This is a genomic window from Duganella aquatilis (assembly GCF_009674565.1).
GTDB lineage: Bacteria > Pseudomonadota > Gammaproteobacteria > Burkholderiales > Burkholderiaceae_D > Rugamonas > Rugamonas aquatilis.
Genome location: NZ_WKJL01000031.1, coordinates 38,960 through 57,169, shown reverse-complemented (window position 1 = coordinate 57,169; position 18,210 = coordinate 38,960). Strand labels below are relative to the sequence as shown.

General features: G+C 64.9%; 15 protein-coding genes and 1 pseudogene. 7 read left to right on the top strand and 9 right to left on the bottom strand.

The window, feature by feature from the left end:
- The 3 genes and pseudogenes from GJ698_RS26850 to GJ698_RS26840 form a co-directional block, all read right to left on the bottom strand.
- A pseudogene (locus GJ698_RS26850) lies at nt 1–821 on the bottom strand (Mu transposase C-terminal domain-containing protein); the annotation flags it as partial.
- Complete coding sequence (locus GJ698_RS26845; RefSeq protein WP_154360934.1) at nt 821–961, bottom strand: hypothetical protein; 141 nt, start codon at nt 959–961, stop codon at nt 821–823. The gene GJ698_RS26845 and the pseudogene GJ698_RS26850, both read right to left, overlap by 1 nt.
- 227 nt (nt 962–1,188) lie before the next feature.
- Entirely contained in the window at nt 1,189–3,405 is a 2,217-nt protein-coding gene (locus tag GJ698_RS26840) for a DEAD/DEAH box helicase (protein ID WP_154360933.1), read from the bottom strand.
- Nucleotides 3,406–3,733: 328 nt separating this feature from the next.
- On the opposite strand from GJ698_RS26840, the gene GJ698_RS26835 reads away from it, so the two are divergent.
- Both GJ698_RS26835 and GJ698_RS26830 read left to right on the top strand, forming a co-directional pair.
- Nucleotides 3,734–4,126: an alpha/beta hydrolase gene (locus tag GJ698_RS26835; RefSeq protein ID WP_208023886.1), complete on the top strand. Its 393-nt coding sequence runs from the start codon at nt 3,734–3,736 to the stop codon at nt 4,124–4,126.
- A 31-nt stretch (nt 4,127–4,157) separates the two neighbouring features.
- Nucleotides 4,158–5,138 carry an alpha/beta fold hydrolase gene (locus GJ698_RS26830; protein WP_154360932.1) on the top strand — a complete coding sequence of 327 codons (981 nt, stop codon included), beginning with the start codon at nt 4,158–4,160 and terminating at the stop codon, nt 5,136–5,138.
- A 101-nt stretch (nt 5,139–5,239) separates the two neighbouring features.
- Here the strand turns inward: GJ698_RS26830 and GJ698_RS26825 are convergent, their stop codons facing one another.
- The 3 genes from GJ698_RS26825 to GJ698_RS26815 form a co-directional block, all read right to left on the bottom strand.
- Complete coding sequence (locus tag GJ698_RS26825; protein ID WP_154360931.1) at nt 5,240–5,473, bottom strand: hypothetical protein; 234 nt, start codon at nt 5,471–5,473, stop codon at nt 5,240–5,242.
- Nucleotides 5,474–5,508: 35 nt separating this feature from the next.
- Entirely contained in the window at nt 5,509–5,724 is a 216-nt protein-coding gene (locus GJ698_RS26820) for a hypothetical protein (RefSeq protein ID WP_154360930.1), read from the bottom strand.
- 107 nt (nt 5,725–5,831) lie between these two features.
- On the bottom strand, nt 5,832–6,635 hold the full coding sequence (locus GJ698_RS26815) for an SDR family oxidoreductase (protein WP_154360929.1): 804 nt from the start codon (nt 6,633–6,635) through the stop codon (nt 5,832–5,834).
- A gap of 74 nt (nt 6,636–6,709) precedes the next feature.
- Between GJ698_RS26815 and GJ698_RS26810 the strand changes: the two genes are divergently transcribed.
- From GJ698_RS26810 to GJ698_RS26800, 3 genes are all read left to right on the top strand, one after another.
- Nucleotides 6,710–8,317, top strand: coding sequence for a M28 family peptidase (locus GJ698_RS26810; protein WP_154360928.1), 1,608 nt, complete (start codon nt 6,710–6,712; stop codon nt 8,315–8,317).
- 90 nt (nt 8,318–8,407) lie between these two features.
- Nucleotides 8,408–11,728 (top strand): polymer-forming cytoskeletal protein, encoded by a 3,321-nt coding sequence (locus GJ698_RS26805; RefSeq protein ID WP_154360927.1) that lies wholly within the window; start codon nt 8,408–8,410, stop codon nt 11,726–11,728.
- Nucleotides 11,729–11,796: 68 nt separating this feature from the next.
- Nucleotides 11,797–12,498: a dienelactone hydrolase family protein gene (locus tag GJ698_RS26800; RefSeq protein WP_154360926.1), complete on the top strand. Its 702-nt coding sequence runs from the start codon at nt 11,797–11,799 to the stop codon at nt 12,496–12,498.
- Nucleotides 12,499–12,503: 5 nt separating this feature from the next.
- Here the strand turns inward: GJ698_RS26800 and GJ698_RS26795 are convergent, their stop codons facing one another.
- Together GJ698_RS26795 and GJ698_RS26790 are read right to left on the bottom strand one after the other, a co-directional pair.
- Nucleotides 12,504–13,007 (bottom strand): hypothetical protein, encoded by a 504-nt coding sequence (locus GJ698_RS26795; RefSeq protein ID WP_154360925.1) that lies wholly within the window; start codon nt 13,005–13,007, stop codon nt 12,504–12,506.
- A 99-nt stretch (nt 13,008–13,106) separates the two neighbouring features.
- Nucleotides 13,107–14,939 carry a GGDEF domain-containing protein gene (locus tag GJ698_RS26790; RefSeq protein ID WP_154360924.1) on the bottom strand — a complete coding sequence of 611 codons (1,833 nt, stop codon included), beginning with the start codon at nt 14,937–14,939 and terminating at the stop codon, nt 13,107–13,109.
- A gap of 138 nt (nt 14,940–15,077) precedes the next feature.
- Between GJ698_RS26790 and GJ698_RS26785 the strand changes: the two genes are divergently transcribed.
- Nucleotides 15,078–15,521 (top strand): thioesterase family protein, encoded by a 444-nt coding sequence (locus GJ698_RS26785; protein WP_154360923.1) that lies wholly within the window; start codon nt 15,078–15,080, stop codon nt 15,519–15,521.
- Between the two features lie 6 nt (nt 15,522–15,527).
- Here GJ698_RS26785 and GJ698_RS26780 read toward each other — a convergent pair whose 3' ends face one another.
- Nucleotides 15,528–16,019, bottom strand: coding sequence for a DUF3016 domain-containing protein (locus tag GJ698_RS26780; protein WP_154360922.1), 492 nt, complete (start codon nt 16,017–16,019; stop codon nt 15,528–15,530).
- Nucleotides 16,020–16,267: 248 nt separating this feature from the next.
- Between GJ698_RS26780 and GJ698_RS26775 the strand changes: the two genes are divergently transcribed.
- Nucleotides 16,268–18,193, top strand: coding sequence for a PhoX family protein (locus GJ698_RS26775; protein ID WP_154360921.1), 1,926 nt, complete (start codon nt 16,268–16,270; stop codon nt 18,191–18,193).
- The last annotated feature ends 17 nt before the right edge of the window (nt 18,194–18,210 follow it).

Genomic DNA, 18,210 nt, shown 5'->3' with positions numbered 1-18,210 from the left:
GGCTGCTGCACCGCGGCCACGCCGGCGGCCGGCTGGCGCCGCGCCACTTCCGGCGGCCGGTCGTCGTCGTGGTCGAGCCAGTAATTGAACTGGCCGAAGGTCGGCACTTCCCGGGCCGCGCCGGAGGCCACAGCCTGCACCCGGCCCGATTCGGGATCGATGCGGCGCTCGACAAAGAAATCGCCGAGCATCTGCTGGTAGGCGCCCAGCCGCGAGAACTTGGCGCTGGCGGCCGCATAGCGGGCCGTGGCGACGCGGAAGGTGCGGCGGATGTCCTCGTCCGCATTCAGGCCCGGACCGGCGTCAGCGCCGTTCTTGCGCGGCCTGCCGCGCTTGACGCCGGCCGACGACTGGCGCACCTTGCCGCGGCCGCCGGAGTTGCTGTAATCCGGCAGCAGCGCATTGGGCGTCTGCCCGCGCTGCCAGTAGCGACGCAGGTAGCGGTAAATGGTGGGATGCGACACCGCGTGCTGCGCGGTGGCCTGGGCGATCAGCTGGCCGCGCTGGCGCGCCTCGTAGATGCCCGGCTCCTGCGCCACCAGCGCCTCGATGATTTCCCAGGCGCGGGCCCGCAGTTGCAGGTGTTTCGGCGGCAGCAGTTCCTGGCTGACCACCATCAGGTAAGGATCGGTCGCCAGCACGCTGGCATGGCCGGCCCGGATGTCGGCGTGCAGCGCCGACAGTTGGATCATCTCGACTTCCGCCGAGAGCGCCGCCACGTCGAAGACATAGGCGTGGCTTTGCTCGGGCGAGATCCAAAGGATGCGGACGGTGCGCGGCGACGGATGCGTGTAGTGCAGCAGGTCGTTCCGCAGCAGCATTAGCGCCCCTTGGTGAAATTGCCGGCGCTGAACGGCCGCGTATCGACATAGATCGAATGCGGGCCCATATTCGATTCGCGCAGCATTTGCGGCTTGATCGAATCAACCAAGACAGTCCACAGCTTCCTGAATGAAGTCATTGCCATGCTCCCACGCTTAACGTCTCCAGGTTGAAGGCGCTGATGCCGCCGCCATTTATCACGATTGTGCTATCACATATGCAATAAGCGGGCCAGCAAGCTTCTACTATGACAACTCTAGTGACGGGCGGCCGTTTCACCATCGACAAGCTTTGTTTTGGTGCAATGCAGCACCGGCGCTGTGCGTGGGGGCAGGAATGAAAACGGGGCCTTGCGGCCCCGTGGTATCAGTACTTCTTGGCTTTAGGCTTGGCGCCCGGCGCCGGCTTCTTCGGCGGCGTGTGCTTGGCCGATTCCGGCGGCATGCGGTCGATCTGGCTGATCTTCAGCTGCGCGCCGCCGACCCAGACCTTGCCCAGGCTCTTGAACATGTCGTCAGGCATGCCGTCCGGCAACTCCAGCATGGTGTGGTTGTCGAAGATCTCGATGCGGCCGATGTACTTCGCTTCCAGCCCGGTTTCGTTGGCGATGGCGCCGACGATGTTGGCCGGCGTGACTTCATTGGCGCGGCCCACTTCGACGCGGAAGGCGCTCATCGGCACCGACTGCTTGCCGATTTTTTCCTTTTTCTTCTTGGCCGGGGCTTCGTCCACCTCCTCGGCGGCGGCGCGCACGGTTTTTTCCAGCGGCGACGCGGCCGCGGCCGGAGCCGCGGCAGGCTTGACCGGCTTGGCGGCGGCGGCCTTGACCGGCTTGGCCGGCGCTGGCGCCGATGCCGCCGGCGCGCCCTCGCCGTCCACGCTGATGCGCAGCGCCTGGCCGGCGACGCGGATGCCGGCCATCATGTCCAGCGCTTCGCGGCTCAGGGTGTCCGGCATGTCGAGCACCGCGTAGTCGTCGTAGATCTCGATGCGGCCGATGTTCTTGGAGTCGATGCCGCCTTCGTTCGCGATGGCGCCGACGATGTTGCCCGGCTTGACGCCGTGCTGGTAGCCCACTTCAATGCGGTAGGTACGCATGCCCGGTTCCGACTCGCGCACGATGCGTTCCTTTTTCGGGAAGCGCTCGCTGCGGTCGCCACGCTCGGCGCGGTCGCCGAAGCGGTCGCCGCGTTCCGGGCGGTCGAACGACGACGCGGCGCGCGCCGGACGCTCTTCCCACTGCGTGACCTGTTTCTTGTCCAGCAGCAGCGGCACGTCGCCGCGCGCCATCTTGGCCAGGGCGGCGGCGATTTCCAGCGCCGGGATATTGTGTTCGCGCTCGAAATCCTCGATCAGCGACTGGAACTGTTCCAGGCCGCCTTCGGCCAGCGTATCGGTGATCTGCTGCTTGAACTTGGCGATGCGGACGTCGTTGACGGCCTGGATGGTCGGCAGCTCCAGCTGGCCGATCGGCTGGCGGGTGGCGCGTTCGATCATCTTCAGCAGGCCTTTTTCGCGCGGCGTGATGAACAGGATCGCCTCGCCGCTGCGGCCGGCGCGGCCGGTGCGGCCGATGCGGTGGGTGTAGCTTTCCGGATCATGCGGCACGTCGTAATTGACCACGTGCGAAATGCGCTCCACGTCCAGGCCGCGGGCGGCGACGTCGGTCGCCACCAGGATGTCGATCTTGCCGTCTTTCAGCTGCTGAATGGTGCGCTCGCGCTGCGCCTGCTGGATGTCGCCGTTGATGGCGGCCGCCGAGAAGCCGCGCGCCTGCAGCTTCTGCGCCAGTTCCTCGGTGCCCAGCTTGGTGCGCGAGAAGATGATCATGCCGTCGAAGTTCTCGGCTTCCAGGATGCGGGTCAGCGCGTCCAGCTTGTGCATGCCGGACACCAGCCAGTAGCGCTGGCGGATGTTTTCATTGGTGCCGGTTTTGGCGGCGACCGTGATTTCCTTCGGATTGCGCAGGTAGGTGTTGGCGATGCGGCGGATGGCCGACGGCATGGTGGCCGAGAACAGCGCGGTCTGGCGCGATTCCGGCGTCTCCTGCAGGATGCGTTCGACGTCGTCGATAAAGCCCATGCGCAGCATTTCGTCGGCTTCGTCCAGCACCAGCGTCTTCAGCTTGGACAGGTCGAGCGAACCCTTGTCCAGGTGATCGATCACGCGACCAGGGGTGCCGACCACGACGTGCACGCCGCGGCGCAGCGCCGACAGCTGCGGGCCGTAGCTCTGGCCGCCGTAGATCGGCAGCACGTGGAAGCCGGGAATGTGCGTGGCGTAGGTCTGGAACGCCTCGGCGACCTGGATCGCCAGTTCGCGCGTCGGCGCCAGCACCAGCGCCTGCGGCGTGGTCTGTTTGATGTCGATGCGCGCCAGGATCGGCAGCGCAAAGGCGGCGGTCTTGCCGGTGCCGGTCTGGGCCTGGCCCAGCACGTCGAGGTTCTGCATCAGCAGCGGGATGGTCGCGGCCTGGATCGGCGACGGCGACTCATAGCCAACGTCGTTCAGCGCCTTGGTAAGCGGGGCGCCGAGATCGAGATCGGAAAAAAGGGCAATAGGGGAGACTGGGGTTGCAGACATGGCGTCACTCAAAAAAATTGTTCGAATCGCCGAATTGCGAAAGAAATTTGTGCGTAGTTTACTCTGTCTGGCCGGAACTCGCGGTTTTTTACATGAAATCAAGGCAAAATGCAGTCTTTTCATTCTTATATGCTCAAGATTAGCTTCCTTGCATTAGCGCTGCTGGCTGGCGACGCGCAGGCGCAGGCGCCGATCTGGGCGGCGGCTTCAAGGTACTGGCCATGGATCTGGAAGGCAGCGAGATCTGCGACTGGCTGACCGCGCGCGGCATCACCTGCGTGCTCCTTAAATACCGCGTCCCCAACGGCAACCACTACTGGGACGAGAAATGCAACTGCCACATCACGCCCAAGGTGCCGCGCGCGCTGCAGGATGCGCAACGCACCATCCGGCTGGTACGCTCCAGGGCCAGGGAATTGAATATCGATCCGGCCAGGACCACCTGTGCCGCCCCGGCGGCAAGTTTGACGGCAGCATCCGCGTCACCGCCAAAACGCCGCCGACCTTTTTGCTGCAAGCCTGGGACGATCCGGTCGACCCGGTGTGCATCAGCCTGCTTTATGCGGAGGCGCTGGACCACGCGGGCGTGCCGGCGGAAGTCCATCTGTTCGCCAAGGGCGGCCACGCTTTCGGCCTGCGCGACAAGGATCATCCGATTTCGTCGTGGCCGTCGCTGGTGGAAAACTGGCTCAAAGACATCGGTGTGCTGAAAGCGCTATAGTAAGTGTTTTACTTAGACGGAGTTCCTCCTCATGCGCATCCTGCTCACCGCCGCGCTGCTTGCCGGCTCGGCGTCCGCCGCCACCTACGGTCCCCAGCTGGAAGGCTTCAGCTACCCGCATCCGCTGCAGAAATACAGCTTCACCTCGCAGGGCGTGAAGCTGGAGATGGCCTATATGGACGTGGCGCCCACGGCGACAGCCAACGGCAAGACCGCCGTCCTGCTGCACGGTAAAAACTTCTGCGGCGCGACGTGGGAGCAGACCATCACCGCACTGGCCAAGGCCGGCTACCGCGTGGTGGCGCCGGACCAGGTCGGCTTCTGCGCCTCCTCCAAGCCGGAGCACTATCAGTACACCTTCCAGCAGTTGGCCGCCAACACCGATGCGCTGTTGAAGAGCATCGGCGTCAAGCAGGCCGTCCTGGTCGGGCACTCGACCGGCGGCATGCTGGCCACCCGCTACGCGTTGATGTACCCGGACGCCGTGGCGCGCCTGGTGCTGGTCAACCCGATCGGCCTGGAAGACTGGAAAGCCATGGGCGTGCCGGCGCCGAGCGTGGACCAGTGGTATGCGCGCGAGCAGAAGCTGTCGGCCGACAGCGTGCGCGCGTACGAAAAGGCGACCTACTACGTCGGCAAATGGAAACCGGAATACGAAAAATGGGTGGACATGCTGGCCGGCCTGAACGCGGGGCCGGGCCACAAGCTGGTGGCGTGGAATTCGGCGCTGATCTACGACATGATCTTCACCCAGCCGGTGGTGTACGAATTCCCGCTGCTGAAGGTGCCGACTTCGCTGCTGATCGGCGACGCCGACAACACCGCCATCGGCAAGGACGTGGCGCCGCCCGAGGTGAAGGCGAAGCTGGGCCACTACGACGTGCTGGGCAAGGAAACCGTGAAGAAGATCCCGAATGCGCGCCTGGTGGAATTCAAGGGCATGGGACACGCGCCACAGATGGAAGACCCGGCGGCCTTCCATCGCGCACTGCTGGAGGAACTGAATCGCTGAAACGCCAATGCAGAAAAGACGGAGGTGGAATCCGTCTTTTCTCTTGCGCCGCCCAGGCCCGGAGGGTCCGGGGCGGCACGTCAAGCCCGAGGCTTACTTAATTACTTGCTGGCTGCTGGCGCGGCAGTTGCCGGGGCCGAAGCTTCAGCCGAAGCCGATGCCGATGCCTTTACGTGCTTCTTGTGGGTCGCTTTCTTGGCGACCGGGGCCGAAGCGGCAGGCGCCGAAGCGCTGGCCGATGCCGAAGCCGAAGCCGAAGCGGCTGGCGCAGGGGTTTGAGCGAAGGCAGCGGAAGCGAACAGGCCGGCGATCAGGGTAGCGATTACTTTTTTCATGATTCAGTCCTCTTTAGTTTATATGGTTTATATAATTACTTGCTTGCTGCTGGTGCTGCAGCGGCAGGTGCTGCGTCTGCCGGTTTGGCTTCTTTAGCCTTGTGATGTACTTTTTTCTTCGCGGCTGGTTTCGCTTCGGTTTTTTCCACGGCTGGCTTGGCTTCTGGAGCGGCAGGGGTGGTGGCAGGCGTTTGCGCGAAAGCTGCGGTTGCGAACAGGCCGGCGATCAGAGAAGCGATTACTTTGGACATGATGTTTTCCTTTTCGGGGTTTTCGGCATCAGGACAATTCCTGTGTCGCATGAGCAAAAAACGCGGCGTCCGACAGTCCAGTTGACGACCATTACAATTGCTTACAATCACGGTTTCACATCGTCCTTGAGGGCCGCCAGCGCGATCTTCTCCACCAGGCCCGGCGCGATCAGTTTCAGCCAGCGTCCCAGCTTGCCCTTGGCCGACATCACCACCTCGCGCTGGCGCGCGTGCATGCCGGCGATGATCAGCGCCGCGCACTCCTCCACCGGCATGGCCTGGTCCTCTTTCAGGCTGCTGCTGCCCAGCTGTCCGCCGGCGGCGTTGTAGCCGCGATGGCGGATCTGCGTCGCCACCACGCCGGGATAGGCGGTGGTCACGCTGACGCCGGCCGGCTTGAGTTCCGCGCGCAGCGCCTCGAAGAAGCCGGCCATGGCGAACTTGGTGGCGCTGTAGGCGGTGCGTCCGGGCACCCCGACCAATCCCGCCAGCGACGACACGGCGACGATGCGCCCGCGCGACTGCTTCAGGAACGGCAGCGCCGCATGCGTGCACCACACGCTGCCCCACAAATTAATCCGCATCAGTTCCTCGTACCAGCCCAGGTCTTCGACCTCGGCGAACAGCGCGTGCGCGGAGCGGCCGGCGTTGTTGATCAGCGCATCGATGCTGCCGAAGCGGGCGATCGCCGCGTCCACCAGCGCCACGCACTGCGCCTGCACCGAAACGTCGGTGGGCGCCACCAGCGTCTGCGCGCCCAGCGCCGCGCATTGCGCCGCCACCTGCTCCAGCATGACCGCGTTGCGGGCGGCCAGCACCAGCGAGACGGCGGCGCCATGCCGGCGCGCCAGCTGCCGCGCGATTTCCGCACCGATGCCGTCCGATGCGCCGGTGATGATGATGGTATTCATAGGTCTCCTTTATTTTTGGCATATACAGTAAGATTACCGCCTTCTGCTCAAGAATCACATCATGGAGTAACTCAATGCGTCTTCCCGTTCTCGCCCTTGCCGCCGGCCTTGCCCTGCAAGCCCACGCCCAGCAACCCGTTGTCGCCGAAGCGCCGCTGCGCGCCCACCTGTCCTTTCTGGCCGACGACCTGTTCGAGGGCCGCGGCACCGGCCAGCGCGGCGGCGACCTCGCCGTGCGCTACCTGGAAACGCAGGCCGCCGTCATCGGCCTGAAGCCGCTGGCCGACGGCGGCTACCGCCAGTCTGTCAAGATGGAAGGCAGCAAGCTGCTGCCGGGCAGCTTCACGCGCTTCAGCGCCGACAGCGGCAAGATCCTGACGCCGGCCAACGGCACAGACATCGTGTTCGGCAGCTTCGGCGGCAAGGAAGACATCACCGTCGATGCGCCGCTGGTGTTCGTCGGCTACGGCGCCATCGCCCCGGAAGAAAACTGGGACGACTACAAGGGCATCGACATGAAGGGCAAGGTGCTGGTCATGATGGTCAACGACCCGCAGCCCACCGCCGAGGAACCTAACCGCTTCGCCGGCAAGGCCTACACCTACTACGGCCGCTGGCTGTACAAGTTCGAGGAAGCGGTGCGCCAGGGTGCCGCCGGCGTGCTGCTGATCCACACCACGCCGTCCGCTTCCTACGCGTGGAGCGTGCCGGCCACCAGTTTCGCGCACGAGCGCTTCCACCTGGCCGGCAGCGGCAATCCGATCGAAGGCTGGCTGCAGGAAGAGACGGCGCGCGCGCTGTTCGCCGCCGGCGGCTTCGATCTCGACAAGCTGCGCGCCGACGCCGAGCGCCGCGACTTCCGCCCGGTCGACCTGAAGGTCAGGCTGCACGCCGAAGTGAAGAGCAAGATCCGCCAGATCGAGCAGTTCAACGTGGCCGGCATCGTGCCCGGCACCGATGCCAGGCTGAAGGCCGAAGCGGTGGTCTACTCGGCCCACTGGGACCACCTGGGCATCGACGACGCGGCCAAGGGCGACCATATCTGGAACGGCGCCATCGACAACGCCTCCGGCGTCGCCGCGCTGCTGGCGATGGCGCAGGAAGCGGTCAAGCATCCGGCCAAACGCACCCAGGTCTTCCTGTGGCCGGCGGCCGAGGAAACCGGCCTGCTGGGCAGCGCCGCCTACGTCAAGAACCCGGCCTGGCCGCTGGACAAGACCAGCGCCGACCTGAACCTCGATTCGATGAACTTCGTCGGCAAGACGCGCGACATCGGCGTCGCCGGTTCCGAGCGCAGCAGCCTGTACGCGGCGGCCGGCGTGGTGGCCAAGAAAATGGGCCTGACGCTGGCGCCGGCCATTCCCGACCTGTCGGGCGCCTACTTCCGCGCCGACCACTTCAACTTCGCCCGCGCCGGCATCCCGGCCTTCAACGTCGGTTCGGCGGTGTTCTCGGGCGACGGCTACTTCGACTTCGTCAAGGACCAGGAGAAATCGCGCGCGCGTTTGGTGGCTTTCAAGCAGGACTACCACCAGCCGTCCGACGAATATCACGCCGACTGGGACTTGTCGGGCATGGTGCAGCAGGCGCAGTTCACGCTGAACCTGGGCTACGAAGTGGCCAACGCGCCGACAATGCAGACCTGGAAGGCCGGCGACGCCTTCGGCAAGATCAAACGTTAAAAAACTGCCACACGGAAACTCCTCGTGTCCGCCTATAATTCAGGCAGGGCGTACAAACCGGGGATAGTCGTGTGGCTTAATGTTTTGATCATGTTGCGGCGCGGCCGCTGGGGCGCGGCCGCAGCGGCCCTGCTGCTGGCCGGCGCCGCGTCGGCCGCCAACGTCAATTTCAACGGCAGCAACACCGTGCCGGTCTGCCCGCTGACCGGCAGCACCTACACCTGCACCGCCCTGCCCCTCGGCGCCAACGACACCGCCGTCATCAGCAGCGGCTACACGGTTGTCGTCAACAGCGACGTGGCGCTGGCCTACGCCCAGGGCCTGTCGATGAGCGGCAGCGCCGTGCTGCGCGCCAGCGGCAACATCGACCTGTCCGCATCCAACGGCCTGAACGTCACCGGCGGCGCGCTGGTCGCCGGCGGCAACTTCAAGCTGGGCGCCAGCGCGCAGAGCATCACCGCCAACGTCACCGCCGCCACGCTCACCACCGCCGGCGCCTCGACCTACATCGGCGGCAGCGTGACCACCAGCGGCAACATCACCCTGGGCTCCAGCTCCACCATCACCGGCGCGGTCACCAGCACGGCCGGTTCCATCACCACCAATTCCAGCGTCAACCTGGGGCCGCTGTCGGTGGCCGGCAGCATCAACCTCGGCTCCAGCAACACCATCAACGGTTCGGTCAGCGCCACCAGCATCACCACCAGTTCCACCGTCACCATCAACGGCTCGATCACGCTGGATAAAAACAACAGCAGCAGCGTGGCGGACCTGGGATCGGGCATCAAGGTCACCGGCAACGTCACCGCGTATGCGGTAAGGACCAACTCGCCGGGCACCATCAACGGCGCCATCGACGCCAAGACCACCATCGACCTCGGCTCGGGCATCACCGTCGGCGGCCTGGTCAGCGGCACCACCATCACCACCAACTCGCCGGTGACGCTGAACGGCGGCGTCAAGGCCACCGTGTCGCTGACGGTCGGCTCGAATAGCTCGATCACCGGCGACATCGTCGCGCCGGTGTTGACGCTGAACGCCTCCAACACCACGGTCAGAGGCGCGGTCACCGCCACCACCTCGCTTGACATGGGCAGCAGCACCGCCATCACCGGCACCGTCAACACCGGCAACCTGACGATGCGCGCCTCGAACGCCGTCATCAACGGCAACGCCACCGTCACCGGCGACGTCGACATGGGCTCCGGCACCACCATCAACGGCGACCTGAGCGCGCGCAACGTCAACACGCGCGCCAGCAACGCCGTGGTCAACGGCAACGCGGCGGTCAATTCGATCTACATCGACTGGGGCAACAGCGTGACCAAGACCATCACCTGCACCGGCCCCGGCGCCGCGCTGTGCAGCTGCGTCACCAAGGCCGATCCCAACTACCAGCCCACCTGCGGCGCGGCCCCTGCCAGCGGCGCCGACCATATCCAGATCACGCACGACGGCCAGGGCCTGACCTGCGAACCGGAGTCGGTGACGCTGCGCGCCTGCGCCGACGCCAACTGCACCAGCACCTACAACGGCAGCACCACCGTCACGCTGACGCCGGGCGGCGGCCAGGTCACCTTCAACGGCGAAACGGCAGCCTCCGTGCGGCAAACCACCGCCGGCACGGCCACGCTGTCGGCAGGCACCGGCACCAAGTGCGTCAACACCGCCGCCGGCAACCAATCCTGCTCCATGGACTTTGTCGCCAGCGGCCTGACCCTGAGCACCTCCGATCATGTGGCGATGACGCCTGTGACCTTGGCCATCGCCCTGAAAAAATCCAGCGCCAACAACGCGTTCTGCGTGCCGCTGGCGTCCGGGACCACCAGGATTAACTTCAGCTGTAGCTATCGCGATCCGGCCACCGGCACCCAGCCGCTATACCTGGGCAGTTCTGCCACCAGGACCGCCTGCGACGGCAGCAATACCGGCATCAACGTCACGTTCGACAGCAACGGCCAGGCCAGCGTGCCGCTGCAATACCCGGATGTCGGTCTGACCAACGTCACGGCCAAGTACAGCGGCAACGGCGTCGATGTGGCCGGCAGCACCAGCTTTACCACGGCGCCCAAGGCGTTCCGCATCGATGCGGTGCCGGTCACTGCCGTCACGCTGAATACCCTGGCGACGCCGCCGGCCTTTGCGCGCGCCTCCGATCCATTCAACCTGACGATCACCGCACTGAACTACAACGACCAGCCCGCCCTCAATTTCGGCAAGGAAAGCGCGGCGCAGGTGATCAAACTCAGCAAGGTTCTCAAGTTCCCGAGTGACGGTGTCGACGCCACCCAGCAGGGCACCTTTACCGCGATCGACAAGGGCGTCACCACCAGCACCAGCGATGCCAAGGGACCGTGGGTATTCGCCGAAACCGGCACTCTGACGCTGAACGCCACGCTGGACAATCCGGGCCACAGCGGCTATTACATGGACAAGAGCCGCAACGACTTCCGCACCGTGGGCGCCATCGACCTGCGCTTCGTGCCGCACCACTTCAACACCGTGCTGCTGGCCGGGCCCCAGATGAGCTGCACCAATCTGGGCGGCTACAGCAATCCTTGTACGACCGGCGACAGCTTCGTGTATTCCAAACAAGGCTTCAACGTGCAGGTCAACGCCTATCGCACCGACAAGGATCTGTCGCAGAACTATCGCCTGCGCACCGCCGGCAAGACCGATACGGCCGATGTGGTCCAGGCCATCACGCTGTCGGCGGCGCAGGCCGCAAATGGCGACGCCAGCAGCGTTTTTAAAGCGATCCCGGCCATTGCCTACACCTTCGCCACCTCCCCGCCTACCGTCAATGGCACCGGCATCGGCACGCTGAGCGCCAGCAGCGCGCTACCGGCGCTGGAATTCCAAGACCCCCAGGCGCCGCCGAACAAGCCCAGCGGCCCCACCACGATCTTCCTGCGCGCCACCGATACCGACTTCGCCTCTTCGCAGCGCGCCGGCTCGATCGAGGCGCCACTCACCGTCGTCAGCGGCAAGATGATGATGGCGAATGCCTATGGCCCCACCACCTCCAGGGTGCCGGTCGAGGCCCGCGCCATGTACTATTCCAGCGCGGCCGGGACCTGGCTGTTCAATCCAGTGTTTCCCGTGAACAGCAATGTGCAGGGCGCCAGCTTCGGCGTGACGGCCACCGGCGGCCTGTTCAGCAATTGCAAGGGCATAGACTGCACCGCCATGCGGCTGGTGGCGTCGACAGTGACGTTTGCCAACGGCAAGGCGATGTTCCTGGTGGCGCCGCCCAATGCCAGCGGCACGGCGGAAGTCAAACTGAATCTGGCGCCAACGCCGGCCAACCCCGCCATGCCGGCCTACCTGCCGGTTTACGAAACGGGCCACCTGACCTTCGGCACCTTCCGTTCCGGCCCGGTGATCTACACGCGCGAGGTATATAACTGAGCTGCGCTGCAAGACCGCGCAAAACGGGGTAGGATGGCCGTTTTCTGAACCATCGCTTTAAGGACATCATGGAAACCAACTCCCAGTGGATCGACATTGAAACCGCCGACGGCACCTTCGGCGCCTACCTTTCGCTGCCGCGCGGCGGCAAGGGCCCCGGCATCGTGCTGCTGCAGGAAATCTTCGGCGTCAACCAGCACATCCGCAACGTCGCCGACCAGTACGCGGCCGACGGCTACGTGGTCATCGCGCCGGACCTGTTCTGGCGCCATGGCGCCCGCATCGAACTGGGCTACGACGAAGCGGGCTGGAAGCGCGCCGTCGAACTGATGCAGGCCACCGACTTCGCCACCGCGCAACAGGACATCGGCGCCACCATCAAGGTGCTGCGCGGCCTGGACGCGGTCGGCAACGAGAAGATCGCCACCGTCGGCTACTGCTTCGGCGGCCGCCTGTCGTATCACACCGCCGCCAACGGCCTGGTGGACGCGGCCGTGGCCTACTACGGCGGCGGCATCCAGAATTCGCTGAACCGCGCGCCGGAAATCAAGGTGCCGGTGCTGATGCACTTCGGCGCCGCCGACAGCCACATTCCGCAGGAAGCCGTGAAAAGCATCGCCGAAGCCTTCGACAGCAACGAGCAGGTCGAGATCCACGTCTACGAAGGCGCCGAGCATGGCTTCAACTGCAACCACCGCGACTCCTACCACCAGCGCGCTTCCGCGCAGGCGCACGGCCACTCGCTGGTGTTCCTGGGCGAACTGCTCTAACCGCCCTACGCCGGCAGGCCGCCCGGCGCACCGCGTTTCTTCAGCCGCCGCAGCTGCAAAACCACGCCGATCAGGAACAGCAGGAACATCACACCGGTGATGTGCTGCAATTCCGGCGCCTCGGCGTTCGGCAGCAGCGGCGCGCCGTATGGCAGGCGGGTGGTCGATTCGGTCACCGCCGGGATCATGTGGAATAAAAACGTCAGCGAATAGCAGACTGTCGATACCGCCAGCGACTTGCCGCCGAATTTGCGCTGGTCGGCCAGCCACGCCAGGCCCAGCACCACCAGCGTAATAATTCCCAGCACATGCGGCTTGCCGAAGCCGCCATGCTGGAAGATGCCGAAGCCGGTCAGGCAGGTCAGCACCGTGGCCCAGATATAGGTTTTGCCCAAGGTACTCTCGGGCACGATGCGCTTGTCGCGCACGAAGGCGATCAGCGCGGCAAACACCGCCACCAGGCTGATCAGGGTGTGGATGACACCCAGGTAGGTGAGACCGTAGATCATGGCGCGTCCTTTCACAGTGGATCGCTTGATGCTACACAGGATAGACCTCACCCACTTACCCCCGAAAGGGGTATTGCGGACAAATTTAAGCGCATCGCCTCAAGACTGCAGCAGCGCGCGCAGTTGCGCCGTGGTCAGCGGCGGCGCTTCGGCGCGGTCGCGCAGCACGCCCAGGATGCGCACGATCGCCTCCGGCGTGCGCGCCGCGCTGAAGTACCAGCCCTGCACGCAGCTGGCGCCGCGCTGCGCCAGCCACAGCAGGTCGGCCTCGTCCTCCAGCCCCTCGCACAGCAGTTCCGCCTTGAACAGTTCGGCGATGCCCTGGATCAGGTGGAACAGGCCGGCCACCCGCTCGCTGCCCTGCACGCCGTGCACAAACTGGCGGTCCACTTTCAGCCGGTCGAACGGGAAGCTGCTGATCGCATCCAGGTTGGAATAGCCGGTGCCGAAGTCATCCACCGCGATGCGCGCGCCCAGCGCGCGGAACTCGGCCACGCGCGGCCCCACCAGGTCGGCCGTGGCCAGCAGCTGGCTTTCGGTCACCTCGAATTCAAGCATGCCGCCGTCGATGTCGTAGCGCGCCAGCACCTGCCGCAGGTCGTCGATCACCCTCGGATGCAGCAGCGAACGGCGCGAAAAATTCAGCGCCACCGGCACCACCGGCAAGCCCTGGTCCAGCCAGGCGCGCATGTCGCGGCACACCTGTTCCAGCACCAGCATGTCCAGCTGGTAAATCTTGTCAGTGCTTTCCGCCAGCGGGATGAAACTGTTGGGGAACACCATGCCGCGCGCCGGATGCTGCCAGCGCACCAGCGCTTCCAGCCCGATCAGCACGCCGCGCGTGTAATCGACCTGCGGCTGGTAGTGCGCCACCAGCGCGCCATACTGGCGTTCGCCGTCCAGCGCTCCCTGCAGCTCGAACACCATGCGCGAACGCGTCAGCAGCTCGACGCCGTATTCCTTGACGGTGGTGCGTTGCAGGTAATCGCCGATCGATGACGCCGCCGTGTCCGCCGCGTCCAGCAGCGCCACGGCGGAACCGCCATACGGCAGCGCGTGATGTGCGATACCGACCCGGCCGTGCAGCAGGTGGGCGCCGCCACCGCCCAGCATCAGTGGCCGGCTGATGATGTCCTGCAGGTGCTCCAACCGCTGCGTGTGCGCATCGCGCGTGCCGAACAGCGCAAACGCGAACTGGTCGCCGCCCAGGTGGCCGACCAGGTTGTCGCGGCCGGCCCAGATGGCGATCCGCTGGCCGATCTCGCGCAGCACCAGGTCGCCCTGTTCGCGCCCGAAGACGTCGTTGAGGTGGCGGAAGCCGGCCAGGTCGATGTAGCCGACCACCAGATGCGGCTGCGCCGTCCGCGTCAGGCCCAGCTGCAAGTGGTGCAGGAACACGTGGCGGTTGGACATGCCGGTCACTTCATCGCAATAGCGCAATTCCAGCGTATCCACCACCAGCCGCGCCATGCCCTGCAACATCATCACCTGTTCCGCGTCGAGGCGGCGCACCGCCTCGCTCATCACCCACAAGGTGCCCAGCAGGTAGCCGCGCGCGCCATGCAGCGGCACGGCGGCGTAATGGCGGTAGTGCGGCGCGTGGGTCACCAGCGGATTGTGGCAGAAGCGCACATCGCCGCCGGCGTCGGCCACTTCAAAGAAATTGGACTCGGTGGCGGCGCCCACCACCCAGGTGCAGAACGAGCCGGAGCGCGGCACATGGCGCGCCTCCATCCCCACCCGCGACGGCAGCCAGATCTGTGACTGGTAGACGATGCTGATGCCGCCGATATCGGCGTCCACCGACTTGATCGCCAGGCTGGTGATCAGGTCCAGCTTGGGATCGGGTTCATCCACGGTAATGGCGTAGCGCGACAGTTCAGCGAGGCGGCGCTGCTCGGCGTCAGGTGCTTGTAACTCGCTGGTATCCATGCTGGCCCCTACTCATTTTTGCTTCCATGGTGACATAAAAATGTAATTATTGCATCTACTTTCCCCGCGCCCCGGCCTGCCCCCAAAGCAATAGTGCATGTCCTGCGTTAAAATGCCTGCCACACCTTGAGGACCGCCATGGCACGCCTAAAACTGGATTTTCCCGAAGACCAATATTGTTTTTCCACCCAGTTGACGGTGCGCGTGACCGACATCAACGGCGCCAACCACCTGGGCAACGACTCGATGATTTCGATGATCTCCGAAGCCCGGGCACGCTTCCTGTACGACCACGGCGTGCAGGAGACCGGGCCGGACGGCGTCGGCATCATCGTCACCGACCTGGCGACCACCTACAAGGCCGAGGCGCACGCGCGCGACCAGCTGGTGTTCGAGGTGGGGGTGATGGATTTCAACCAGTACGGCGGCGACATGGTGTTCCGCGTCAGCCGTCCGCGCGACGGCAAGCTGGTGGCGATGGCCAAGTATGGCTTCGTCTTCTTCAACTACAAGACCAGCCAGGTCACCCCGATGCCGCCGGAGTTCCTGGCCAAGTTTCCCAAGGTGAACCGGCTCGACTGAGCCGGCTTAGTTCTTTGCCACTTTCGGCACGATGGCCTTGTTGAACCAGTCATCGAGCATCTGCTTTTCGTAACGCATCGGATCGCTGTCGAAGTAGCTGGTGTGGCTTTGCTGGTAATTCATGTTCGAGATATTGTCGTCGCCGCTGCGCAGCACCTGGCCGTTTTCTTCCAGCGTGTAACGCAGGTGCATGCGCGGCCAGTCGGCGCCGCCGTTCATGATGCGGATGTCCTCGCCGCTGCGGCGCGGATACAGGCGGCCGGCCAGGTCGATGTCCAGCACCTCGATCTTCAGTGTCTGCCCTGGCGGCAGCTTTTTGTTCAGCGTGGCAAAGTAGGCGCTGAAATCCTTCAGCGTGCGCTCGCGGTCGTAGACGCCGCGCGGTACATCGGTGTAGTCGTCCGGCTTGGTGTAGGTGACAGTCACTTCCGCCAGCGCGGCACGGCAGGCCAGCAGCGCCACGACGGCGGCCAGCACGGTTCGGGTCATCAGGCGCATTTGGCGCTCCTTCCATGGTTGATACAAGCAATATAGTCCTTTTCCCCAGCGCGCGCCCGTGCTGAATAAGTTTGTTACCAATCGCCGGCGCACCGTCCAAGTGACGGCATGTATCGCTTTGTATCGTAATGTCACAGCCCTGTCATACCAAATCGCTAAGATTGCCGCCGTCGAAGCCCAGCCACCGCTTCGCATGATGCCCGCCAGGCACATGGACCGGCCACACACTACAACAGGGTACCTACACCATGACCGAGCAACTTGATCCGTCCCGCCGCAGTCTTCTCAAATTTCTGTCCAGCGCGCCATTGCTGCCGCTGGCCGGTGGCAGCGCCACCGCCGCCCTGCTGGCCGCCTGCGGCGGCGGCGACACCGCCGCGCCGGCGCCGCAACTGATGTCGGTGAGCTTCTCCGGCATGGCCGCGCCATCGCTGGCCGACGCGCCGAAAATGGCCACCACCACCGTCGCCTCCGCCATGCAGGCGCTGTACTCGGACGGCAAGACCATGCCATACAACCTGGCTTACCAAACCTTCTTCATCACCGGCGCGCAAGTGCCGAACGGCAGCGGCGGCACCACGCTGGCCGGCGGCTACTGGGACATCAACAACAAGCCCATCCTCGACAAGACCGACGCCAACTCGCGCCAGTTCTTCTCCGACGCGCCGGACGGCACCTCGCTGCTGAAGCTGGCCTCGACCACCGTGTCCGGCATCAAGGGCAACGCCGTGTTCGCCGTGGTGCAGTTCGAATACACCACCCGCAACGTCAAGGGCGACTCCGTGTACGGCATGCTGCCGTCGCCGATCGCGGTCCTGACCCTGGACCAGGACAAGACCACCGGCGCGCTGACGCTGGTGAAATACCACAACGTCGACACCAGCCCGGCCAACGGCCTGTGGATCACCTGCGGCGCCAGCCGTTCGCCATGGAACACCCACCTGTCGAGCGAAGAGTACGAGCCGGATGCGACCGTCATCGGCACCAATACCCAGTTCGCCAACTTCAGCCTCAACCTGTACGGCGACGCCGCCAAGGCCAACCCTTACCACTACGGTCACCTGCCGGAAATCACCGTCAACCCGGACGGCACCGGCAGCTGCAAGAAGCACTACTGCCTGGGCCGCATCTCGCACGAACTGGTGCAGGTGATGCCGGACGAGCGCACCACGCTGATGGGCGACGACGCCACCAACGGCGGCCTGTTCATGTTCGTGGCCGACAAGGCCAAGGACCTGTCGAGCGGCACCTTGTACGTCGCCAAGTGGAACCAGAAAACCACCGACAACGGCGGCTCGGCCACGCTGTCGTGGATCAAGCTGGGCAGCGCCACCTCGGCCGAGATCAAGGCCCTGGCCGACCAGCTGAAAGCCGCCGACATCATGGACGTGAAGACCGCCGATCCATCGGACGCGTCGTACACCAAGATCGCGTTCAACGGCAAATTCAACTGGATCAAGATCGTGCCGGGCAAAGAGAAGGCTGCGGCTTTCCTGGAAACCCACCGCTACGCCGCGTTCAAGGGTGGCAGCATGGGCTTCACCAAAATGGAAGGCACCACCGTCAACGCCAAGGACAAGATCGCCTACTCGGCGATCGCCGCGATCGGCTCGGCCATGACCAACGGCTCGGGCGGCATCTCGATCAAGGGGCCGAGCGCCGGCGCCGTCTACGCGCTGAACATGAAGGCCGGCCAGGTGGACGACAGCGGCGCCGCCATCAACAGCGAATGGGTGCCGGTCGACATGGCGGCCGTGCCGGCGCTGCTGTCGGAAGATCTGAAAACCGCCGATGCGCTGGGCAACCTGGCCAATCCGGACAAGGTGGCCAATCCGGACAACATCAAGTTTTCGGAAAAGCTGCGCACGCTGTTCATCGGCGAGGACAGCGGCACCCACGTCAACAACTTCCTGTGGGCGTACAACGTCGACACCAAGGCGCTGACGCGCATCCTGTCAACGCCGTCGGGCGCCGAATCGACCGGCCTGCACGCGGTGGACGACATCAACGGCTTCGCCTATATCATGAGCAACTTCCAGCACGCCGGCGACTGGGAAGCGGCGCTGCACGGCAAGGTGCAGGCCACGCTCGATCCGCTGATCCGCGCCAACTACCGCGACCGCTACGGCGCCGCCGTCGGCTACCTGACCGGCTTCCCGGCACTGAGCTTCTAAGCCCGACCGCCCAAGCC